Origin of the sequence: Bacillus solitudinis (assembly GCF_002797395.1) — a bacterium.
In the GTDB taxonomy this organism is placed as follows: Bacteria; Bacillota; Bacilli; order Bacillales; family Bacillaceae_D; genus Halalkalibacter_A; species Halalkalibacter_A solitudinis.
The window spans coordinates 390,011-412,309 of sequence record NZ_KZ454943.1 but is presented as its reverse complement, the minus strand read 5'-3'; the positions used below and the strand labels follow the sequence as shown (position 1 = coordinate 412,309).

General features: G+C 39.4%; 19 protein-coding genes. 17 read left to right on the top strand and 2 right to left on the bottom strand.

What is annotated here, in order from left to right; genetic code table 11:
- Nucleotides 1-13 precede the first annotated feature (13 nt).
- The 5 genes from CEF19_RS02055 to CEF19_RS02035 are packed head-to-tail and all read left to right on the top strand — an operon-like array spanning nucleotide 14 to nucleotide 3,716.
- Nucleotides 14-793 carry a dihydroorotate dehydrogenase electron transfer subunit gene (locus CEF19_RS02055; protein WP_100404538.1) on the top strand — a complete coding sequence of 260 codons (780 nt, stop codon included), beginning with the start codon at nucleotides 14-16 and terminating at the stop codon, nucleotides 791-793.
- The gene (locus CEF19_RS02050) at nucleotides 790-1,719 is read left to right on the top strand and encodes a dihydroorotate dehydrogenase (protein ID WP_100404537.1); all 930 of its coding nucleotides are present in this window, start codon (nucleotides 790-792) and stop codon (nucleotides 1,717-1,719) included. Before CEF19_RS02055 ends, CEF19_RS02050 begins: the two co-directional genes overlap by 4 nt.
- The gene (gene pyrF / locus CEF19_RS02045) at nucleotides 1,704-2,417 is read left to right on the top strand and encodes an orotidine-5'-phosphate decarboxylase (RefSeq protein ID WP_100404536.1); all 714 of its coding nucleotides are present in this window, start codon (nucleotides 1,704-1,706) and stop codon (nucleotides 2,415-2,417) included. The genes CEF19_RS02050 and pyrF overlap by 16 nt, the downstream gene beginning before the upstream one ends.
- Nucleotides 2,414-3,046, top strand: coding sequence for an orotate phosphoribosyltransferase (gene pyrE / locus CEF19_RS02040; protein WP_100404535.1), 633 nt, complete (start codon nucleotides 2,414-2,416; stop codon nucleotides 3,044-3,046). The genes pyrF and pyrE overlap by 4 nt, the downstream gene beginning before the upstream one ends.
- 1 nt (nucleotide 3,047) lies before the next feature.
- Nucleotides 3,048-3,716, top strand: a complete 669-nt coding sequence (locus tag CEF19_RS02035) for a class I SAM-dependent methyltransferase (protein ID WP_227521894.1) — start codon at nucleotides 3,048-3,050, stop codon at nucleotides 3,714-3,716.
- Between the two features lie 25 nt (nucleotides 3,717-3,741).
- Here the strand turns inward: CEF19_RS02035 and CEF19_RS02030 are convergent, their stop codons facing one another.
- The gene (locus CEF19_RS02030; protein WP_100404534.1) at nucleotides 3,742-6,099 is read right to left on the bottom strand and encodes an FdhF/YdeP family oxidoreductase; all 2,358 of its coding nucleotides are present in this window, start codon (nucleotides 6,097-6,099) and stop codon (nucleotides 3,742-3,744) included.
- A gap of 383 nt (nucleotides 6,100-6,482) precedes the next feature.
- Between CEF19_RS02030 and fdhD the strand changes: the two genes are divergently transcribed.
- Entirely contained in the window at nucleotides 6,483-7,220 is a 738-nt protein-coding gene (gene fdhD, locus CEF19_RS02025; RefSeq protein WP_227522071.1) for a formate dehydrogenase accessory sulfurtransferase FdhD, read from the top strand.
- 26 nt (nucleotides 7,221-7,246) lie between these two features.
- The gene (gene moaA / locus CEF19_RS02020) at nucleotides 7,247-8,272 is read left to right on the top strand and encodes a GTP 3',8-cyclase MoaA (RefSeq protein ID WP_100408171.1); all 1,026 of its coding nucleotides are present in this window, start codon (nucleotides 7,247-7,249) and stop codon (nucleotides 8,270-8,272) included.
- A 59-nt stretch (nucleotides 8,273-8,331) separates the two neighbouring features.
- Here the strand turns inward: moaA and CEF19_RS02015 are convergent, their stop codons facing one another.
- Nucleotides 8,332-10,047: an Rqc2 family fibronectin-binding protein gene (locus CEF19_RS02015; RefSeq protein ID WP_100404532.1), complete on the bottom strand. Its 1,716-nt coding sequence runs from the start codon at nucleotides 10,045-10,047 to the stop codon at nucleotides 8,332-8,334.
- Between the two features lie 133 nt (nucleotides 10,048-10,180).
- Between CEF19_RS02015 and CEF19_RS02010 the strand changes: the two genes are divergently transcribed.
- From CEF19_RS02010 to rlmN, 10 genes are all read left to right on the top strand, one after another.
- Complete coding sequence (locus CEF19_RS02010; protein WP_100408170.1) at nucleotides 10,181-12,883, top strand: calcium-translocating P-type ATPase, SERCA-type; 2,703 nt, start codon at nucleotides 10,181-10,183, stop codon at nucleotides 12,881-12,883.
- Nucleotides 12,884-13,056: 173 nt separating this feature from the next.
- Nucleotides 13,057-13,938, top strand: coding sequence for a YicC/YloC family endoribonuclease (locus CEF19_RS02005; protein ID WP_100404531.1), 882 nt, complete (start codon nucleotides 13,057-13,059; stop codon nucleotides 13,936-13,938).
- A gap of 94 nt (nucleotides 13,939-14,032) precedes the next feature.
- Nucleotides 14,033-14,296 (top strand): extracellular matrix/biofilm regulator RemA, encoded by a 264-nt coding sequence (gene remA / locus CEF19_RS02000; RefSeq protein ID WP_088105041.1) that lies wholly within the window; start codon nucleotides 14,033-14,035, stop codon nucleotides 14,294-14,296.
- Between the two features lie 54 nt (nucleotides 14,297-14,350).
- On the top strand, nucleotides 14,351-14,965 hold the full coding sequence (gene gmk, locus CEF19_RS01995) for a guanylate kinase (RefSeq protein WP_100404530.1): 615 nt from the start codon (nucleotides 14,351-14,353) through the stop codon (nucleotides 14,963-14,965).
- A complete protein-coding gene (rpoZ, locus tag CEF19_RS01990; RefSeq protein WP_100404529.1) occupies nucleotides 14,965-15,186 on the top strand; it encodes a DNA-directed RNA polymerase subunit omega in 222 nt (73 codons plus the stop codon). Before gmk ends, rpoZ begins: the two co-directional genes overlap by 1 nt.
- A gap of 74 nt (nucleotides 15,187-15,260) precedes the next feature.
- Nucleotides 15,261-16,472, top strand: a complete 1,212-nt coding sequence (coaBC, locus tag CEF19_RS01985) for a bifunctional phosphopantothenoylcysteine decarboxylase/phosphopantothenate--cysteine ligase CoaBC (protein ID WP_100404528.1) — start codon at nucleotides 15,261-15,263, stop codon at nucleotides 16,470-16,472.
- Nucleotides 16,469-18,874 carry a primosomal protein N' gene (priA, locus tag CEF19_RS01980; protein WP_100404527.1) on the top strand — a complete coding sequence of 802 codons (2,406 nt, stop codon included), beginning with the start codon at nucleotides 16,469-16,471 and terminating at the stop codon, nucleotides 18,872-18,874. Before coaBC ends, priA begins: the two co-directional genes overlap by 4 nt.
- A 26-nt stretch (nucleotides 18,875-18,900) precedes the next feature.
- Nucleotides 18,901-19,848 (top strand): methionyl-tRNA formyltransferase, encoded by a 948-nt coding sequence (gene fmt, locus CEF19_RS01975; RefSeq protein ID WP_100404526.1) that lies wholly within the window; start codon nucleotides 18,901-18,903, stop codon nucleotides 19,846-19,848.
- Nucleotides 19,841-21,190 (top strand): 16S rRNA (cytosine(967)-C(5))-methyltransferase RsmB, encoded by a 1,350-nt coding sequence (rsmB, locus tag CEF19_RS01970; protein ID WP_100404525.1) that lies wholly within the window; start codon nucleotides 19,841-19,843, stop codon nucleotides 21,188-21,190. The genes fmt and rsmB overlap by 8 nt, the downstream gene beginning before the upstream one ends.
- Nucleotides 21,191-21,219: 29 nt before the next feature.
- Nucleotides 21,220-22,299, top strand: coding sequence for a dual-specificity RNA methyltransferase RlmN (gene rlmN / locus CEF19_RS01965; RefSeq protein ID WP_100408169.1), 1,080 nt, complete (start codon nucleotides 21,220-21,222; stop codon nucleotides 22,297-22,299).

Here is a 22,299-nt window from a genome sequence, read left to right as displayed (position 1 = left end):
GGAGGAAGAACCAGTGAAGAAAAAGGGACGTTTAACAATTACAAGCCAGCGTCAAATTGCAGACCGTATTTTTGAACTGAGGTGTACGGGTGAACTAGTTCAAACGATGTCGTCACCTGGGCAATTTGTTCATATTAAAGTAGATGAGTATGATGACCTTTTGTTACGACGTCCGATTAGTATTTGCGATGTGAATATCAAAAAGAATGAGTTAACCATGCTTTACCGCTCTGAAGGCGAAGGAACGGCGCGATTGGCCAAGCGTCTCGTTGATCAAAGTATTGATGTACTCGGTCCACTTGGTCATGGATTTCCGCTTGAGGAGACAAAGCAAGGAGAAGTTGCCATATTAGTAGGTGGGGGTATTGGAGTTCCCCCTCTCTACTATCTTTCTAAGCAATTAAAAGCACGAGGAGTAACCGTTATTCATGTTCTCGGCTTTCAGTCCAAGAAAGATGTATTTTATGAGGACGAATTCTCTGATCTAGGTGATACGTATGTGACTACGGTAGATGGAACCCATGGTATACAGGGGTTTGTTACAGATGCGATTGAGAAGGAAGGGCTTTTGTTTGATACTCTGTATGCCTGTGGACCAAATGCGATGTTAAAAGCATTAACAGAACGTTTCAGAGAAAAGCGTGCTTTTCTTTCATTAGAGGAACGAATGGGTTGCGGGATAGGTGCATGCTTTGCCTGTGTCTGCCATCTCGAAGCGGACCCTGATGGATCAAGCTATCGCAAGGTTTGTACAGATGGCCCAGTATTTCCAATTGGGGAGGTTATACTATGAGCAGATTAGCGATTAAACTTCCAGGTCTTAACATGAAAAACCCAATTATGCCTGCCTCGGGGTGTTTTGGTTTTGGAAAAGAGTATGCAGAATTTTTTGATTTAAATGAGCTAGGTGCTATAGCAATTAAAGCAACAACTTCAGAACCTCGTTATGGAAACCCCACACCACGTGTGGCAGAAACGAAAGCTGGTATGCTAAATGCGATTGGCTTGCAAAACCCAGGTCTTCAAAATATTATGAATAATGAATTACCCTGGCTTGAACAGTTTGATGTTCCAATTGTTGCGAATGTTGCTGGTTCTGAAATGGAAGACTATATTGAGGTAGCTGAAGCCATTTCAAAAGCAAACAATGTCCATGCACTTGAGTTAAATATTTCATGCCCAAATGTGAAAAAGGGTGGAATTGCATTTGGAACAATCCCTGAAGTTGCTGCGGAGTTAACCCGAGAGGTAAAGAGGGTATCGACTGTACCTGTTTATGTGAAACTTTCACCGAATGTAGCTGACATCATTGGGATGGCTAAAGCCGTTGAAAAGGCAGGTGCCGATGGGATTTCGATGATTAACACTCTTCTTGGGATGAGAATTGACTTGAGAACTCGTAGGCCTATTTTAGCCAATCAATATGGTGGTTTGTCTGGTCCGGCTATTAAGCCTGTAGCCATTCGAATGATTCATCAAGTTAGTCAAGTCGTGGATATTCCGATTATTGGAATGGGTGGAATTCAAACAGTTGAAGATGTGATTGAATTTTTCTTAGCGGGTGCAAGTGCTGTTGCGGTTGGCACAGCCAATTTTGTTGACCCTTATGTTTGTCCAACCCTAATTGAAAAGCTACCAGCTATGCTTGATGAAATGGGTGTGGATCATATTCGGGATTTAATCGGAGGGAGCTGGAATACTACATGCAACGTCCGCTAATTATTGCTCTTGATATTGAAAGTCAAAAAAAGCGTCAAGCTTTTCTTGACGTTTTTTCTGGCCAATCATTATATGTAAAAGTGGGGATGGAGTTATTTTATCGTGAAGGAAGACCGGTAATTGAAGAATTAAAGGAAGCAGGACATCAAATTTTCCTTGATTTGAAATTGCATGATATTCCTAACACGGTTAAGCGTTCCATGACAGCTTTAGCTCAACTAGGTGTAGATATTGTAAATGTTCATGCAGCCGGTGGTCAAAAAATGATGGAAGCTGCAAGAGAAGGGTTAGAAGTCGGTACAAAGCTTGGAGAAATTCGTCCAAAGTTAATTGCAGTAACGCAATTAACAAGTACAGATGAAGCAATGATGCAAAATCAGCTTCTAATTAATCGGGCTTTACCAGAAGTTGTTGCCTCATATGCTAGACTTTCGAAGTTGAGTGGACTTGATGGTGTCGTTTGCTCTGCACAAGAGGTTCCATTAATACATGATGCATGTGGAGAAGAGTTCTTAACGGTAACTCCTGGCATTCGCAGGGAATCAGATTCCTTAGGAGATCAAAAACGTGTCGTCACTCCAGCCCAAGCAAGTGAACTAGGAAGTTGGGGTATTGTTGTGGGACGAAGCATTACATCATCAGCAACACCGCTAGAAACGTATCTAGAAATGAAAACAGATTGGGAGGGAACAGCATGAAAGAAAAGATAGCTACACATTTATTAAATATTAATGCAGTAGGCTTAAGTCCAAATGAACCGTTCACTTGGACATCTGGGATGAAATCTCCAATTTATTGTGATAATCGGATGACACTTTCCTTTCCTGAAGTTCGTCGTGATATTGCTCAAGGATTATCAACGATTATTCAAGAGAAGTTTGGTCATGTTGATGTAATCGCAGGAACAGCTACTGCAGGAATTCCTCATGCAGCTTGGGTAAGTGAAATCCTTGACTTACCTATGGCTTACATTCGTGGTTCTGCTAAGGGACACGGTAAGCAAAATCAAATTGAAGGTAAAATTGAAAAAGGACAAAAAGTTGTGATTGTAGAAGATCTTATTTCAACAGGTGGTAGTGTGATAACATCTGCTGAAGCTGTACGTGCAGTTGGTGCAGAGGTTGTCGGCGTTGTAGCCATCTTTACATATGAACTTGAAAAAGCAACTAAAAACTTTGTTGATGCTGAGTTAACAACTCATGTCTTAACAAATTATTCAACACTTATTGACGTGGCGAGATCGAAGGGATCGATTAACCAAGAAGAATGGAATAAGCTTATTGCGTGGCGCAAAGATCCTTCTTCTGAAGCCTGGATGAGGGTGTAAGATGAAGATGAAAAAGATGGAAGCGAGTGATTTTGATTCACTCGTTCCTTTTTTTGATGCAATGGCTCAAACTTCCTGGCTTTCGGATATTCATCATAAATTAATGAGGTTCACTGGTGCTTGGACAGGTAAAGATGTTATTGATATTGGTTGTGGGACAGGACGTCTGCTTGCACGAGGTGTGGAAGACGCTAAAACAGTAACGGGCGTCGATTTATCTAAAGAGATGGTCGATGCGAGTCTTTCTTTACTAGTGGCAAAAGGAGCTAAGGATAAAAGTAGTAGCATGGTAGCCGATGCGTACAAGCTGCCCTTTTCCGATAATAGCTTTGATATTAGTCTATCAACATGTGTGATGTTTTTATTGCCAGAACCTGAAAAAGGGATTAAAGAGATGATTCGGGTGACTCGACCTAATGGAGTAATAGGAATGTTAAATCCATCTAAGAACATGAATCCAACGGAAGCGCGACGCTTTGCTGAAAAGCATAATATTACAGGATTCGAACAAACCGCCTTGGTACGTTGGTCGAATGTATCAACGGCAAGACATCGATACGCGGAAGAGGAGTTAACATCATTACTTGAACAACTAGGAACAAAATCAATAAAACATCAGCAAGTACTAGATGGTTTAGCTGTGATAACTGTTGCAGAGATTGTTTTTTAGCTGGATGGAAGCTAAATGTCCACTATTAGTTCACGGAGGACTCTAAATCGTCAATTTGCTTTTCCAGATAAAGAGTATCTTTTCTCGCATTAAAGTGGTCTGCTTTTTCTACTTTAACTGCGATACTGTAGTCTGGAATACCAGCAAACTTTTCATAGCGACCTTTTGGTAGAAGAAAGTTTCCTTCAGGGAAGTGGACACCTAGGTTACCACGTGCAATCGAGGCAAATTTTGCACGTCCTTGAAAGACTCCAAATTGATTGTAAATAACAATGCCTTCGCTTTCGTGAATACTGAGTTCTGTTGCATCTTCTTCACTAATTAATACATCGTATCGTTCTGAGTGATTAAATGGATCGGTCTCGCTATAAATCATTGAATTAAATTGCTTCCCTCGTCTGGTTGTAAGGTAGAAATCGCCTGGCTTTTTATTTAAATCGGGAATGTCGACAGCGATTAAATGTCCTTTACCATCTGAAGTGGGGCAAATTCCGTCCTCACATAACCAAGCCCCACCCCATTGGAACACGTCTCCTTGTTTCTTTAAGTGTTGAACTCCGTTGTAACTTGGGTTGGCTAATGCCATTTCACCGCGGATTTCTTGCCCGTCTTTAAAGTCGACGAGATAAGCAGTTTCTGGTTTAATACGATTGGCCAAGTCAATATAGATTTTCCATTCAGAGCGTGCCTCTTCAATTTTATTTTTATTTCCTTTTATTTCTGGAGAGTAGTAGACCATACGCTCTGTCGATGTAGAAGTACCCCCTCCATCTTGTTCATAACGAGTTTTGGCTGGCAAGACAATGACGGCTTCTTTGGCATCAACAAGTGTAGATGTATTTAAAATAATATCCTGATGAACGCGAATTTCCAATTGAGATAAGGCTTTTTCAATAAATTCCGGTTCTGGCATGGTCTCTAGGAAGTTTCCGCCAGATAAATAATACAGTTTAACTTTACGGTCATGATCATCTGGTAAAACAATATTCTCTAGCGTGACCCCTACAATATCTCCTTGCCATGTCGGAATGTCAAATCCCCAAAGCTTTTCGATACGCGCAATGTTTTCTCCTTTAAAATCGCCACCAGGGAGAACAAATGGATCCGCACCCATTTCACCACTCCCTTGCACAGAAGAGTGACCACGAAATGGCATTAAGCCACTATGTTTCCGTCCTAGATATCCTCGAAGTAGAGCTAGGTTTGCAACTTGAGATATATTATCTGTGGCAAAAGAGTGCATTGTTAAACCTAAAGCCCAAGCGAAAACAGCATTTTTACTATTGGCTAGCAGTTTTGCAAGCTCTCTTATTCTATCTTTGCTGACCCCAGAAGAAGAGATTATTTCATTCCATGTTTGATTAAGTACCGTAGCCCTAAGTTCCTCGTAGCCATTTACGTGGTTTTTGACAAAGGTATGATTAATGGCAGAACCATGTTCCTGCTCTTCCATATTAAACCAGTGCCTCATGATTCCGTGCATGAAGGCAATGTCTCCTCCAATATTTACTTGATAAAAATCATCGGCAATTTTCGTCCCAAATAGTGCAGATTCAGGAACGGAAGGAACCCAATATTTTTCCATTGAGGGCTCTCGATAAGGGTTAATAACAATAATTTTCGTTCCTTTTTTCTTGGCCTCTAACATATATTTAGTTGATACAGGTGATGCATTCGAAGCGACACTTCCCCAGAAAACTAACACGTCTGTACCAATCCAATCCTGATAATTAACAGTGGAGGCTCCAACACCAATGGAACGTTTTAATGCTGTTTTACTTGGCGAGTGACAAATACGTGATGCATTATCAATATTATTTGTTCCCAAGAAACGAGCCACTTTTGCGGCTACATAATAGGATTCATTTGTAATACCTCGTGATGTCAGATAGAACGCATATTGTTTAGGATTTAATAATTTCATTTTCGCTGAGATTAAATCCATAGCTTCATTCCAAGAAAGTCGTGAAAACTTTCTTTCCCCCTGCCTGCGAATAAGAGGGTATGGAATGCGACCTAATTTCCGAAGTTCTGTACTTGAGTATTTTCTTAATTCATCGATATCTGCATGAAGTATGGATTCATTAATTGCTGGCATTGTATTCAAACGAAGCACATTAAACCGTGTTGTGCAGACATGAGGACCCGTAAGAGTTTGATCATACAACCCCGAAACTCCTAAAGCACATCCATCACAAACGCCTTTTGTAATTATGTTTGCTGCGTAACCTAAATTATCTTTATTTTCCCACATCGTTTTAATTGAGTCGCGGATATGTTTCGGTTTCACTTTTCCAAGTCCAAATGGAATCGGGCTAACCCAATGTTCTGGAGCCAGCTTTTTTGATTTTTTCATTGGACCAGTGTGTTTTGTTTTACCCAATGTTGAATCACCTCTTTCTAGAAACGTATATAGTAATGGAGCTGGAATAGAATCATTCTTTTTTACTTCCTTTTTAACCTTCTGAATAAAGACCACCCTAAATTTTTCGGTTAGAAAAGATTACGGTAATTTTAGTTCTTAGCAGATTGTTAAGAAGTGCCAAATCTATTTAGAGAGAATCAACCTTTTTTTCGTTATCTTACCGTGATTTGGTCATTAATTCAATAACTTTTCCTTTCTAGTAAGATTCAGAAATCACATGAAAAAACTTGTAAATTTTCTAATTTTGTGCTTACATAAAACATAAACTTCGTGAGTAGGTGGGTTTAGTGAGAGGGTTAACTAGTAAGCGTTTAATACAGCGATATCACGAAAATAAGTGGATGGAAGAAATGGACGATATTGTCAGAGAATATCCTTTAACTATTTATGTGAATGAAAAAGAGTTTGCAACCATCGTTTGTTCACCAGAAGATATAGAAGAAATGGTTATTGGTTTTTTGGGTTCTGAGGGAATGATTCGAATGTACGAACAGGATGTCAAAAAAATCATGGTCGACTATGAAAAAGGAGTAGCGTACGTCAAATTAACAAAGGAGTTTGTCGAGAGTCGGGATTTTTATTCCAAGCGGTTTATTGGTTCCTGTTGTGGAAAAAGCCGACAATCGTTTTATTTTAAAAATGATGTGAAAACTGCAAAAACATCAATGACAAAAATGACGATAAAGGCTGAGCAATGTATATCATTGATGAAACAAGTACAAGAGCAAAGTGATGTTTTTTTAGCTACAGGAGGAGTTCACAATGCTGCAATTGCCACACAGAATGGTATACTTGTAACAAGAGCTGACATTGGTCGCCATAATGCACTTGATAAGCTTTATGGGTACTGTTTGCTACATCGCCTACCGGTCCGTGATAAAATATTATTGTTTAGTGGACGTATTTCTTCGGAGGTGTTACTAAAGGCGGCCAAAATGGGTGTGGGTATTATGCTTTCAAAATCAGCACCGACGGAACTAGCTTTAGCGATGGCTGATGAATTAAACATTACCACAGTAGGATTTATTCGTCAGGATCGCATGAATGTGTATACTCATGGGAAACGAATTGAAAAATAATATAAATGGAAGGAGGAACGGAGATGATGGAACCAACTGAAGCGAAAATGTATGATATGTTAAAGAGACCTCTTCGGGACTTACGCATTTCCGTCACCGACCGTTGTAATTTCCGTTGTCATTATTGTATGCCAGCCGAGTTATTTGGACCAGATTACTCTTTCTTAAAAAAGGCCGATCTTCTTAGCTTTGAAGAATTAAATCGACTTGTTGTTCTATTTCATCAGGCAGCAAATCTTGAGAAATTAAGAATTACGGGTGGCGAGCCGCTCATGCGTAAAGACTTAGATAAGTTAATTCAGATGCTCTCTGAATCGACAGGTATAGAGGATATTGCGATGACGACAAATGGTGTCTTGCTTCCAAAATTCGCAGCAAGCCTCAAGAAGGCGGGCTTAAAAAGAGTGACCGTGAGTCTCGATAGCTTAGATAGCATACGTTTCGGGGAGATAAATGGTCGAGGAGTTGGAATTGAACCAGTTCTTGAAGGCATGGAGGCCGCGAAAGAGGTTGGTCTTGATATTAAAGTGAATATGGTTGTTCAAAAAGGGATGAACGATGAGGATATTATTCCTATGGCTCGTTTTTTTAGAGAAAAAGGCTATATTTTACGTTTTATAGAATATATGGATGTTGGGACAACAAATGGTTGGCGCTTTGATGAAGTTCTCACTAAAAAAGAAATTATTGCGAGAATTGATGAGGAGATGCCACTCGAGGTAATTGAGCCCAATTACTCTGGGGAAGTAGCGACTAGATTTCGTTATAAAGGTTCGAAAGACGAAATTGGCGTAATATCATCAGTGTCGGATGCATTTTGTGGGACTTGTAATCGGGCGCGCTTGTCAGTGGAAGGAAAGCTTTATACATGTCTTTTTGCAGAGAAAGGGTTTGATTTTAGAGAACTTCTTCGCTCAGGTGCTACAGATGAAGAAATAAAGAGTGCTCTTTTCGGTTATTGGCAGAAACGTGATGATCGTTATTCTGAAGAACGCTCGGAGAAACCGTCAAAAAATCGACCGAAAATTGAAATGTCACATATCGGCGGGTAAGTGCAACCCCAAAGGTTAGATACCTTTGGGGTTGTTTTTGTTTTAAGTTAAGGACCATTCTATGTTCGACTCCGCAAGGCTAATACTAAATCTTCACTCGGAGTTACAAATAGCGTTGTCTGATTATCATAAATAACAAATCCTGGCTTTGAACCATTTGGTTTTTTTACATGACGTATTTTTGTGAAGTCAACTGGAACTGAACTTGATAGCTTCGCTTTACTAAAGTAAGCAGCAACGCTTGCTGCTTCTTTCAATGTTGTTTCATCAGGTTCAATACTTCGAATGAGTACATGCGAACCAGGAATATCCTTTGTATGTAACCAGATTTCGTCCTGTCTCGCAAACCGAGTTGTTAAATATTCATTTTGTTTATTGTTTTTCCCCGCATAGAAATCAATTCCTGTGGAGGAGGTATATCTGTCAAGCTGAGGTTTTTCTTCTTTTTTCTTCTTCTTTTGTTGTTTTTGGCGTCGACGAATATAGCCTTCCTCTATAAGTTCCTCACGAATTTCTGTAATATCCTTCGGTGAAGCACTCTCCATTTGCTGTAAAAGTTGTTCTAGGTATTGAATTTCCTCTTTTGCTTTAACAATTTGTACTTCTACAATAGCAACAGCATTTTTTGCTTTATTGTATCTTTTAAAATAGGCTTGGGCATTGTCTGAAGGCGACTTGGAAGGATCAAGTGCGATTTCAATAAAAGGTGCTTCTTCATCATAATAATCGATTACTTCAATAGCTTTTTGTCCCCGTTGAATGGCGTGAAGATTTGCTGTTAGCAATTCTCCCTGCTTTTGATAAAGTTTTGCCTTTTCTGATTCTACTAAAGTTTGTGTTAGTTTTTTTATTTTCTTTTTGTTTTTTTGGAGCTCATTCCGTAAAAAGCGGTCTAAATCAAATGCTTGTTGCTTAACACGGTCACGCTCCGCTTTACCGTAATAAAACCGGTCTAGTAATTCGCTTACTGTTCCAAAGTCCTTGCGATCCCCCTTAATATGAGTAAGTGGCACAACCGAGAAATATTCTTTGGATTGACTTACGACCATTTCAGGTTGGTACTCATGGTTACGAATTGGTTGAAAGACTTCGTCAAAGGCCGCAGGAAGAGACGTGCGGTTTATCATCCCTGCACGGCTAACAATTTCTTTTGCGAGTAGGGGTGAGAGACCGGCAAAGTGTTCAACTAACTGCCTATCAAGCTTACCTGAATTGAAATCAACCTGCTTTAAGATTTCATCGGATTGAGCAAAAATTGGATTGACTTTGTCTTGCTCTGGTGGTGATTTATAGGTTTGACCAGGATAGACACTCCGGTAACTACTTTGAGCAAGACTAATGTGTTTAATACTATCAAGAACCATTCCTGTACTACGGTCTATTAAAATAATGTTGCTGTGACGGCCCATAATTTCGACGATGAGTCGTTTGTAGGTTACATCGCCAAGCTCATCCTTGTTTTTAACATCGAACGTTATGATTCTTTCCATCTCTTCTTGTTGAATTTGCTCAATTACACTTCCTTCAAGATGCTTCCGCAAAAGCATACAAAACATTGGAGGTATGGATGGATTATCATATTTTTCTTTCGTTAAATGTGCTCTAGCAAAATTTGCATTGGCAGAAAGGAGGAGTTGGTGATTTTTTCCGTTCGCTCGAATTGTCAAAACAAGCTCGGTTTTATAAGGCTGATAGATTTTAGAAATTCGTCCTGTTGTTAACGCGTTAGCTAATTCAGTGACCATTGCTCGCGTCATAATTCCATCAAATGACATTGTTTTTTCACCTCTCGTATAGCAGTATAGCATGTTTTTGGAAGTGACTGAATAAGATGGCTTGTATAAGAGGGAAGAAGGAAGCTGTTCTTGCTTTTTCGAACCAAATTGATAGGAGATGTGGGGTGGAGATATGAAGTGGTTTGAGATGGATGCATTGGAAGTTGAATCATCGATTGGGACAAACAAGGAAAAGGGACTAAATGAAAAAGAGGTTCAAAAACGATTAAGGACTTACGGTGCCAATAAATTAAACGAAGGAGAAAAACCGTCTGCTTTATTTGTTTTTCTTGGGCAATTTAAAGATTTCATGGTGCTTGTCCTATTAGTAGCGACGTTAATATCAGGGTTGCTGGGTGAATTTATTGACGCTATTACCATTATGTTTATTGTTCTAATAAACGGAATTCTTGGATTTGTTCAAGAAAGAAAAGCAGAAAAGTCACTAGATGCCCTTAAAGAGTTATCTGCACCGCAAATGAATGTGTTAAGAGATGGAGTTTGGCAGAAAGTTCTATCAATACAAATTGTTCCGGGAGATATCGTTAAATTATCGAGTGGGGATCGAATAGGTGCGGATGTTCGTCTCATTAAAACGAGCGAACTAAGAGTTGAAGAGTCGTCACTAACAGGTGAGTCTGTACCTGTACAAAAGCATGAGCGACCAATATCAGGAACTTTACCGGAGCTTGGTGACCAAGAAAATATGGTTTTTATGGGTACAATGGTTACACAAGGTAATGGGATTGGAATTGTCGTTAGTACAGGAATGAAAACAGAAATGGGGAAAATTGCTCATTTGTTGCAATCAACAGAGAGTCTAGTTACCCCACTTCAACGAAAATTGGAGCAATTAGGAAAAATTTTAATTGCAGTGGCTCTGCTGTTAACGGCACTTGTGGTCTTGTTTGGAGTGCTTCGGGGTCATGATCTGTATACGATGTTTTTATCAGGTGTTTCTCTAGCTGTTGCAGCAATCCCTGAGGGGTTACCGGCAATTGTAACCGTTGCTCTAGCCCTGGGTGTTCAACGAATGATTAAACGAAAAGCCATCGTCCGAAAGCTACCCGCAGTAGAGACATTGGGTTGCGCCTCTGTCATTTGTTCTGACAAAACGGGAACATTAACACAAAATAAAATGACAGTCACTCAGTTATGGAGTGGTGGTCGTGCATGGAATGTATCTGGCACTGGTTTTGACTCTAAAGGGAATTTCACATCGGACGGTAAAGAAATTGCTCCTGATCGGGACCCGACGCTTCAACAATTACTAAGCTATGGTTTGTTATGTAATAACTCGACGATTCAAACAAAAATAAAGAAGCAAGGGATGCTTAGAAAAACATCAACAGAATATATTTTAGATGGAGACCCAACTGAAGGTGCGTTAGTTGTTTCAGCACAAAAAGCTGGCTACAGTTCTGATGGTCTAAAACAACAGTTTAAGAGAGTAAAGGAATTTCCATTTGACTCAGTCAGAAAGATGATGAGCGTGGTTGTCAAGGATAAACAAGGTCGTTCCTTCATCATTACAAAAGGGGCACCAGATGTTGTTTTGAATCAATGTAAAAAAATTATATATGACAATTCAGTCGAGTCCATGACACCAAAATACAGAGATGAAGTGAATAAGGTTATTAGCTTACTAGGCAGTCAAGCTTTAAGAACCATTGCGATTGCTTATCGTCCTCTAAATACAACGGAAACGTGCTCTAGCGCCTTTGATGCAGAAAGTCAGTTAACGTTTGTTGGTTTACAAGGCATGATCGATCCTCCTCGTCCTGAAGTGAAAAGAGCGATACAAGAGTGCCGTGAAGCTGGAATAAAAACGGTTATGATAACAGGAGACCATCGTATTACTGCCTCAGCAATAGCTAAACAGCTTGATATTCTGCCAAGTGGAGGCAAAGTTTTAGACGGTCAAGCTCTAACAACAATGAGTGTAGCTGAGTTAGAAGAAGTCGTTGACGATGTATATGTTTACGCTCGGGTATCGCCTGAACACAAACTGAAAATTGTTAAAGCACTTCAGGCCAAAGGCCATATTGTGGCAATGACAGGAGATGGAGTAAATGATGCTCCTGCAATAAAAGCCGCGAACATTGGAATTGCGATGGGGATAACAGGCACAGATGTTGCTAAAGAAGCATCGTCTTTAATCTTGAGTGATGATAATTTTTCAACGATTAAAGCAGCAATAAAAGAAGGTCGCAATATATATGAAAACATTCGAAAGTTCATTCGATATATGATGGCCTCTAACGTCGGAGAAATTCTTGTTATGCTATTTGCAATGATGCTCGGGATGCCATTACCGCTCGTCGCCATCCAAATATTATGGATTAATTTGGTGACGGATGGATTACCTGCTATGGCCCTTGGTTTAGACCAAGCCGAAGGTGATGTAATGAAACGTGCACCAAGGAACCCAAATGAAGGAGTCTTTGCCAGGGGATTAACATGGAAAATACTGAGTCGGGGTTTTATGATTGGCGTTGTCACATTAGCAGCGTTTTGGATTACTTTACAAACTAATCTTGACGACTTAACGCGAGCTCAAACAGTGGCCTTTGTTACACTCGTAATGGCCCAATTAATTCATGTGTTTGACTGTCGCAGTGAGTATTCTGTTTATCATCGAAATCCGTTTGAAAATCGTTACTTAGTGGGTGCTGTTATTATTTCAACAGTGTTAATGCTAGCAGTTATTTATTACCCCCCACTGCAACCTGTTTTCCACACGGTCGCACTTACAGGACGTGAATGGTTACTCATTCTTGGTTTGGCCTCAATTCCAACAGTGGTATTAGGAGGTTACCAATTATTTAAAAAATAGGAGTAGGTTAGTAGCCTTTCTCTGGGTTGTTCCACGGGTTGTTTAATTACTCTGTGGGACACCTTTTCTTTAGTTAGGAGGTCATGTTACTAATGTAATTTACTAGTTTCTTATGTTTCCTACTTGTTGGGGAGTTAAAAGTTGGGTAGAATAGATAAGTGGATGTGATATGAATGAATAGTATGACTGGATACGGGATGGCAAGATTCGAAAACGAAAACATAAAAATAATGGTTGAGGCAAAGTCTGTCAATCATCGCTTTTTAGAATGCTCAATTCGACTTCCGCATTCTTTTTTGTATTTGGAGGAGTCGATTCGTAAAGAAGTCCAACAAACTCTTTCGCGTGGTAAAATTGACATATTCATAAAAATAGAAGGTGAAGGATTAACTTCTCGAAGACTAGAAGTAGATGTCGGTCTATTGGAGCAATATGTAAATAAGGCTGAAGAAATTGAGTCGATTATCGGTAAAACATCAGCGCTTGATATGAATGCTTTATTATTCAATGACCAAATTGTACAAGTGGTTGAGGAAGAATCCGAACAAACTCAAGTAGCAAAGCGAATGGTTATGCAGGCAATGAAGGATTGTTTAACTAGACTTTCTGAAATGAGAAAAGCAGAGGGAGTCTATATACTTACAAACTTTAATCATTGGCTTGAGGAAATGAGCGAATTCATTAAAAAAATTGAACGGATTGCTCCAACAATGACTCTTCTCTATCAAGAACGCTTAGAAAAAAGAATGAGAGCTATTCTTGAAAAAGATGTGGACCTTGACGAAGAAAGAGTTTTAACCGAGGTTGCTGTTTTTGCTGAAAGAATCGATATTTCAGAAGAGATTGTTCGCTTACATTCGCATATCGACCATTTCCGTCAAATTTGTCAACAGGAACAAGGGATTGGAAGGAAGTTGGATTTTCTCGTTCAAGAAATGAACCGTGAAGCAAATACAATTGGTTCTAAGGCAAATCATACAGAAATAAGAAGATATGTCGTGGAACTTAAGAGTTTTATTGAAAAACTAAAAGAACAAGTACAAAATGTAGAGTAGAGAGTAGAATTCGACTGCATTTTCGTATATAGTAGGATTAGTTTGGTTAAAAATGATGAGAGTGGTAAGTGGCACTCTAGGTGGGGGAAATCGGATGAATATTAAACTTATTAATATTGGTTTCGGAAATATTGTTTCAGCAAATCGAATTATCTCGATTGTGAGTCCGGAATCTGCACCAATAAAGCGAATTATTCAAGATGCCAGGGATCGAAACATGCTCATCGATGCTACATACGGTCGCCGTACTAGAGCAGTCATTATAGCTGATAGCGATCATGTTATTCTAAGTGCTGTTCAGCCAGAAACGGTTGCACAACGTCTGACAAACAAAGATGATTCGAACGAGGATGCGTAAGTTTATTTACATATATGCTGATAAGTTGGTTTTATAAAGGATTAGGAGGTCTACATGAACAAAGAGAAAGGTTTGTTAGTCGTGTTGTCAGGTCCAGCTGGTGTCGGAAAAGGGACCGTTTGTGGAGCACTTCGAAATGAAGATACGTCAATTCAATACTCCGTCTCTGCAACAACACGTGTTCCTAGGGCAGGTGAGGTAAACGGTGTCAATTATTTCTTTAAAAGTCGAGATGAATTCGAAGATATGATTGAACATGATTTGTTGCTAGAGTGGGCTGAATACGTGGGTAATTACTATGGTACGCCAATTGACTATGTTCGCGAAACGATCAATAATGGTCAAGACATCATTCTTGAAATTGAAGTTCAAGGTGCATTAAAAGTGCGTGAGCGTTTCCCAGAGGGTGTCTTTATATTCTTAATGCCACCGAGCATCGCTGAGCTTAGAAATCGGATTGTTGGTCGGGGAACTGAAACGGCAGAGGTTATAGACAAACGAATGACCATTGCTCGTGATGAAATTGAGATGATGAAGAAATATGATTATGTTGTTGAAAATGATGAAGTTCAACTCGCTGTTGAACGAATTAAAGCGATAGTGAAAGCAGAACATTGTAAACGTGAACGTCTTATTGAAAAATATAAGCAATTAGTGGAGGTCGAATAATGCTATACCCATCAATTGATTCCTTAATGGATAAGCTAGATTCAAAATATACGTTGGTCACGGTTTCCTCAAAACGAGCACGTGAGATTAAGGAAGATACAAAGCGCGGTCCACTTGTTGAACGCCCGGCTTCTTATAAACCAGTCGGCATGGCATTAGAAGAAATAGTTGAAAACCATCTCCGCTTTGAACGCTTTAGCGTTCCGGATGAAAAAGAATAATACGTCAAACAACCTATTTTATGAAAAATAGGTTGTTTTCTTATCAACATACCCTTGAAAAGGTGGGAGAGATCGTGCTTCAGGAGAAGAATTTATTGCTATGTGTGAGCGGAGGAATTGCTGCATTTAAGGCCGCAGCTTTAACGAGTAAGCTTGTTCAAGAAGGAGCCAATGTTCGGGTTATTATGACCGAGTCAGCAAAGGAGTTTATTACACCGTTAACGTTTCAAGCGTTATCTCGACAACCAGTCTATGATTGTACATTTGTTGAACCGAACCCCGAGAAAATTGCTCATATAGATTTAGCTGACTGGGCTGATGTCGTGGTTGTTGTCCCAGCTACAGCAAATATTATGGCTAAACTAGCAAGCGGTATCGCTGATGATATGTTAACAACGACGCTACTCGCTACAAAAGCCCCGATTTTTATTGCTCCAGCTATGAATGTTAACATGTACAATCACCCAGCGGTCCAAAAAAATATGAAAATATTGCAAGAGTATGGGTATGTATTTATTGATAGTGAAGATGGGTTTTTGGCATGTGGATGGACCGGAAAAGGACGTCTAGCTGAACCAGAACAGATAATTCATGCACTTAACGAACTTTTTATCCCAATTGATAACGTGTTCGAGGGGAAACATATAGTCATCACGGCAGGTCCGACACAAGAGAATATTGACCCTGTCCGGTTTTTTACAAATTATTCATCAGGTAAAATGGGTTATGCACTTGCAAATGCAGCTAAGAAAAAAGGAGCTAAGGTAACACTCATTTCTGGCCCTGTTCAACTACCGCCTCCTGTTGGGGTCAATGTAATATCTATTTTAACAGCGCAAGAGATGTATGAAGCGGTTTTAAAAATTTATGACGAAGCTGATGTTGTTATTAAGTCTGCGGCAGTAGCTGATTATCGACCGAAAGAAATATTTGACCAAAAACGAAAAAAACAACCGGGTGTTTGGAAGATAGAGATGGAGAGAACGATTGATATCCTAAAGACACTTGGTGAGAAGAAGAACAAACAAATTCTTGTTGGCTTTGCAGCAGAATCAGAACATCTTGAACGCTATGCGTTAGAGAAACTAGAGAAGAAAAATCTTGATTTAATCGTAGCTAATAATATCTCTGTTGAAGGTGCTGGATTTAAAGGGGACACTAATATCGTGACAATATTTACAAAAGATAAGCAAAAATATGAATATCCTCAACTTTCAAAAGAGGAGGTTGCTATTAAGATATTAGAAGAAATACAGGCATTTATAGAGAGGAATAAGTTGGTATGATTGCGAAGGTAGTTGTTGATGTACCTACCTCGCAAACCGACCGGATGTTTGACTATTTAATTCCAAATAGATGGGAAGGATTTATTCGAGAAGGGATGAGAGTGATTGTCCCATTTGGACCGAGAAAAATTCAAGGATTTGTCGTGGCTCTTGAACAAGCAACCGCAGTAGAAAAGTTAAAATCAATTGATGATGTTCTTGACGTCATCCCCGTTTTAACAAAAGAACTACTATCCGTCGGTGAATGGTTAACTGAAAAAACGCTTTGCTTTAAAGTTTCGGCATATCAAGTCATGCTACCAGCAGCTTTAAAGACGAAAGTGAAAAAAGAAATTCATTTAGTTGCTAATCACTCGGAACTAGCAACTGAATTGCAATCTTTTTTTTCGGACCAGCAAGTTGTTAGTTGGGAAATGTTTTCTCAGACCCATCTGGTAAAGACCGTACAAAAAGATATTGAAAAAGGGTTATTGGAAATCATGTACCAAGTAACAGAAAAGGGACGAAAGAAAACGGAAAAAGTTATTCAGCTGTCTAATAAAGACGGAGATTTAGTAAGTATACTCGAGCAAGTGTCTGAACGTGCTATGAAGCAACGTGAAGTTCTTTCGTTTTTGTATAAACAGAACCATCCCATTAAATCGATGGAATTACTTGAGCAACTGGGAACCACTAGGGCGACATTAAAACCATTGTTAGCGACAGGACTTCTAATAGAAAGTGATGAGGAGGTCTATCGCGATCCTCTCCAAGGGAAAAAGCACCCCCAAACCGAACCGCTTGTCTTAACAGAAAAACAACAGGCGGTAATTGATCCAATTCTGGGCTCACTCGCGAGTAAGCATCATGAAGCTTTTCTATTACATGGGGTAACAGGAAGTGGGAAAACTGAAATCTATTTACAAGCAATAGCAGAATCCTTAAAAAATGGACGAGAGGCAATTGTTCTCGTTCCAGAAATCTCCTTAACACCCCAAATGGTCGAGCGCTTTAAAGGGCGATTCGGTTCAATGGTAGCTGTACTCCATTCTGGATTATCGATGGGAGAAAAGTATGATGAGTGGCGAAAAATACGACGTGGCGAAGTAAAAGTGGTCGTTGGCGCTCGATCAGCGATTTTTGCTCCATTTACGAATCTTGGTATTATCATCATTGATGAGGAGCATGAAGCGAGTTATAAGCAGGAAGAAAATCCACGCTATCATGCACGAGAAGTAGCAATTTATCGAGGAGCCCATCATGATTGTCCGGTCATCTTAGGAAGTGCTACACCTTCTTTAGAATCCTTTGCCAGGGCCCAGAAAAATGTATATACACTTTTACCATTGTCTGAAAGAGTAAATAATCGACCAATGCCTGAGGTCGAAATTGTTGATATGCGAGAAGAACTTCGTTTAGGAAATCGCTCGATGTTCTCAAGGTCATTACTTGATAAACTTAAAGAGCGGCTAGAACGAGGTGAACAAAGTGTTTTGTTTTTAAATCGACGGGGGTATTCCACCTTTGTTATGTGCCGAGACTGTGGCTATGTCGCAACATGTGACCATTGTGATATTTCTTACACATATCATCGTAGCCATCATTCGTTAAAATGTCATTATTGCGGTCATGAAGAGCCTATGCCAAAAACGTGTCAGTCATGTGAAAGTGAGCATATCCGTTTTTTTGGGTCGGGTACACAAAAGGTCGAGGAGGAGCTAACTCGTATTCTTCCAGAAGCGCGAGTCATACGAATGGATGTCGATACGACGAGACGTAAAGGTTCTCATGAAAAATTGTTAACTGCCTTTGGAAATGGCGAGGCTGATATTTTACTCGGGACTCAAATGATCGCAAAGGGATTAGATTTTCCAAAAATTACACTTGTAGGAGTGCTGGCAGCAGATTCAATGTTACATTTACCTGATTTTCGTTCAGCAGAGCGAACATTTCAGCTTTTGGAACAAGTGAGTGGACGAGCGGGGCGTCATGAGTTACTTGGTGAGGTGGTCATTCAAACATACACACCAGAGCACTATAGCATTGACTTAGTTAAATCACATGATTATCAACATTATTTTCAATTGGAAATGTCACAAAGAAAAAAGGCGGGATATCCTCCTTATTTTTATATGAGTCTCATCAATGTCAGTCATCCTGAGTTAACAAAGGTTATTACAGTCACCGAGAAAATCGTTTCTTTTTTAAAGGCTGAGCTCTCCGAAAATACGATGATTTTAGGCCCGGTTGTCTCCCCAATTGCCCGGATAAAAGATAGATATCGCTATCAATGCATGATAAAATACAAAAATGAACCAAGGTTAACGAAGGTTTTACGTGACATTCAACAACATTATATCCGTGAAATGAACCAAGGAGACCTTCAAATAGGCATAGATTTAAATCCATATTTGTTTATGTAAGATCGTGATAGAAAGGCAGGAATCTAATGAAAATTGTTTTTATGGGAACACCTGATTTTTCAGTTCCAGTGTTAGAGAAATTAATTGAAACATATGAGGTCGTTGCAGTGGTGACTCAGCCTGATCGCCCTGTAGGACGTAAAAAAATCTTAACTCCTCCACCTGTGAAGGTTGAGGCTACTAGACATGCTATTCCTGTCTTGCAGCCAGAGAGAATTCGAAATAAAGAAGAAATTGCTCGTGTATTAGCATTTAAACCAGATTTAATTGTGACCGCAGCCTTTGGTCAAATTTTACCAAAAGAAATTCTTGATTTTCCGAAGCTTGGATGTATTAATGTGCATGCATCATTGTTACCGAAATACCGTGGAGGAGCACCGATTCATCAGTCGATTATTGATGGAGAAAAAGAAACTGGTGTGACAATTATGTATATGGTCGAAAAGCTCGATGCAGGGGATATAATTAGCCAAGTAAAGGTACCAATTGAAGAGACCGATCATGTTGGTTCTCTTCACGATAAATTAAGTCAAGTAGGCTCCACTCTCTTAATGGAAACAATTCCAGCATTAATAAATGGAACGGTGGTTGTTCAGAAACAAAATGAAACTGAAGTGACATTCGCTAAAAACATATCTCGTGAAATGGAACTCATCGATTGGACGAATCCTGGCGATGCATTATACAACCAAATTAGAGGTCTTCACCCATGGCCAGTGGCTTACAGCATTTTAGATGGAAAGCCTCTCAAAGTTTGGTGGGCGACTAAAGTCGTTCTTTCCGAAGAAAAAGAGCCAGGTATGGTTTTAAATGTTGAAGAAGATGGTTTTGTTGTTGCAACCGGTAATAAAACCGCTCTTAAAATCGTCGATATTCAACCATCTGGGAAAAAAAGAATGAGTGTTGAATCGTTTCTTAGAGGTTCAGGATCGTATCTTAAAGCTGGAATTAAACTAGGAGTGACCAATGGATAAACTAGTACGTGATGTCGCAGTTGATGTATTATTACAAATTGAAAAGAATCAAGCATATAGTAACCTTCTTTTGAATCAAACAGTAAGAAAGTCGAAATTGGATCGAAGAGATGTTGGGCTTTTAACTGAGCTTGTTTATGGAACGATTCAACGTCGTGATACACTTGATTATTATCTATCGCCATTTATAAAAAAAGGACTTCATTCATTGGAAGACTGGGTGAAAGTTCTATTACGTCTTTCAGTGTATCAGCTTGTTTATTTGGATAGGGTCCCAGACCGAGCCATTGTTCATGAAGCGGTTAATATTGCTAAAAAGAGAGGACACAAGGGGATTAGTGGAATGGTTAATGGAGTACTGCGTTCCATCCAACGTCAAGGTCTTCCTTCTATAGAAGATGAAAAGGATCCGATACGCTATCTTGCACTTAAAACGAGTCACCCTGAGTGGCTTGTTAAGCGATGGATCGAACAGTATGGATTCGATGATGCGGAAGCTATGTGTGAGGCAAGTCTTGTTCCTCCTTCAATAACTGTCCGTGTCAATCGTACGAAAGCAACTGCAGAGCAAGTCCTTAATTTATTACAAGATGAAGAGGTCAAAGCAAAACATGGTGATCTTTCACTAGATGCGCTAATTATTGAAGAAGGGAATCTTTTTGAGACAAATGTTTTTAAAGAAGGATTTGTCACCCCACAAGATGAAAGCTCAATGTTAGTAGGAAGAGCGTTAGGTGCAAAAACAGGGATGGTAGTCTTAGATGCATGTGCTGCTCCTGGTGGAAAGTCTACTCATATCGCTGAACAAATGGATAATCAAGGTCAACTTATTTCTGTTGATTTACATGAGCACAAAGTCAAACTAATCAAAGAATCAGCTAATAGACTTGGACTATCGATAATTGAAACCGTTGTTTCCGACTCCAGAAAGCTTGATTCGGTATTAAATGAAAACAAATTTGATCGAATATTAATTGACGCCCCGTGTACTGGGTTTGGTGTAATTAGAAGAAAGCCAGATATTAAATGGTCTAAATCTGAAAATGATGTTCAGGCAATTAGACGAATTCAACAAGAAATTCTTCACGCGGTTGCACCTTATTTAAAAAAAGGTGGTATTCTTGTTTATAGTACGTGTACGGTGGATAAAGATGAAAATGAAGAAACGGTAAAGACATTTGTTCGTGAAAATTCTCATTTTAGTTATGATGAGTCTTTAATAAATCGTCTGCCTCAAAGGGTTGCACAATCAAATCGTTACCAAGATGGTATGTTAACCATTCTACCTCAAGATTATGGCACAGATGGTTTCTTTATCGCTTGCCTAAAGAAAAATGATTAGACGTACGAAAGGTGTGTCAATGTGGAAGAATTAAACATAAATGTAAATTCGCAAAAACTGACCCACGTCGTTCAATTTACTCTTTGCAATTAATAGAATTGCAACAATGGCTGAAAGAAAAAGGCGAGACGAAATTTCGAGCCACTCAAATTTTTGACTGGCTCTACCAAAAACGTGTGACTAATTTTGAGGACATGTCTAATTTATCAAAGGATTTACGTATAAAGTTAGCGAAGAATTTTTTTATAAATACGCTAAAAACAGCTGCAAAACAAATATCCTCAGATGGTACGGTCAAATTTTTATTCGAATTAATAGATGGCTATTCGATTGAAACGGTCGTGATGCGTCATGATTATGGTAATAGTGTATGCGTTACGACCCAAGTAGGATGTCGCTTAGGATGTACGTTTTGCGCTTCGACGCTTGGTGGATTGAAGCGAAACTTAGAAGCAGGTGAAATCGTAGCACAAGTGCTCGAAGCACAGCGAGCAATGGATGAGACAAATGAGAGAGTCAGCTCTGTAGTCGTGATGGGAATTGGTGAACCTTTTGATAATTACCCAGAAATGTTATCATTCCTAAAAACGATTAACCATCAAAAAGGACTCAATATTGGTGCTCGTCATATAACCGTATCAACAAGTGGAGTTGTTCCGAAAATTTACGAATTTGCGGATGAAAAAATGCAAATTAATTTTGCTGTATCATTACATGCTCCAAATTCAGTAATTCGAAGTAAGCTAATGCCAGTAAACCGTGCCTGGCCATTACCGACTTTAATGGAGGCGCTAAAGTATTATATTGAGACTACAGGTAGGCGTGTTTCCTTTGAATATGGATTGTTTGGCGGTGTCAATGACCAAGTGGAACATGCTGATGAGTTAGCAGATTTAATTAAAGGCATTAAGTGTCATGTGAATTTAATCCCAGTCAATTATGTCTTAGAGCGTGACTATGTTCGTACACCTAAAGAACAAATCTTCGCCTTTGAGAAAACATTAAAAAAACGGGATGTTAATGTAACGATTCGTCGTGAACAGGGGCATGATATCGATGCTGCTTGTGGACAGCTTCGTGCCAAGGAACGAATAGAAGAGACGAGGTGA

Bases quoted from the DNA above. Each gene is read 5' to 3' on its own strand.
- priA (WP_100404527.1), top strand. From the start codon at position 16,469: ATGATTGCGAAGGTAGTTGTTGATGTACCTACCTCGCAAACCGACCGG.
- rsmB (WP_100404525.1), top strand. From the start codon at position 19,841: ATGGATAAACTAGTACGTGATGTCGCAGTTGATGTATTATTACAAATT.
- CEF19_RS02005 (WP_100404531.1), top strand. From the start codon at position 13,057: ATGAATAGTATGACTGGATACGGGATGGCAAGATTCGAAAACGAAAAC.
- remA (WP_088105041.1), top strand. From the start codon at position 14,033: ATGAATATTAAACTTATTAATATTGGTTTCGGAAATATTGTTTCAGCA.
- CEF19_RS02015 (WP_100404532.1), bottom strand. From the start codon at position 10,047: ATGTCATTTGATGGAATTATGACGCGAGCAATGGTCACTGAATTAGCT.
- fmt (WP_100404526.1), top strand. From the start codon at position 18,901: ATGAAAATTGTTTTTATGGGAACACCTGATTTTTCAGTTCCAGTGTTA.
- CEF19_RS02050 (WP_100404537.1), top strand. From the start codon at position 790: ATGAGCAGATTAGCGATTAAACTTCCAGGTCTTAACATGAAAAACCCA.
- rpoZ (WP_100404529.1), top strand. From the start codon at position 14,965: ATGCTATACCCATCAATTGATTCCTTAATGGATAAGCTAGATTCAAAA.
- moaA (WP_100408171.1), top strand. From the start codon at position 7,247: ATGGAACCAACTGAAGCGAAAATGTATGATATGTTAAAGAGACCTCTT.
- fdhD (WP_227522071.1), top strand. From the start codon at position 6,483: ATGGAAGAAATGGACGATATTGTCAGAGAATATCCTTTAACTATTTAT.
- CEF19_RS02010 (WP_100408170.1), top strand. From the start codon at position 10,181: ATGAAGTGGTTTGAGATGGATGCATTGGAAGTTGAATCATCGATTGGG.
- pyrF (WP_100404536.1), top strand. From the start codon at position 1,704: ATGCAACGTCCGCTAATTATTGCTCTTGATATTGAAAGTCAAAAAAAG.
- CEF19_RS02035 (WP_227521894.1), top strand. From the start codon at position 3,048: ATGAAGATGAAAAAGATGGAAGCGAGTGATTTTGATTCACTCGTTCCT.
- pyrE (WP_100404535.1), top strand. From the start codon at position 2,414: ATGAAAGAAAAGATAGCTACACATTTATTAAATATTAATGCAGTAGGC.
- gmk (WP_100404530.1), top strand. From the start codon at position 14,351: ATGAACAAAGAGAAAGGTTTGTTAGTCGTGTTGTCAGGTCCAGCTGGT.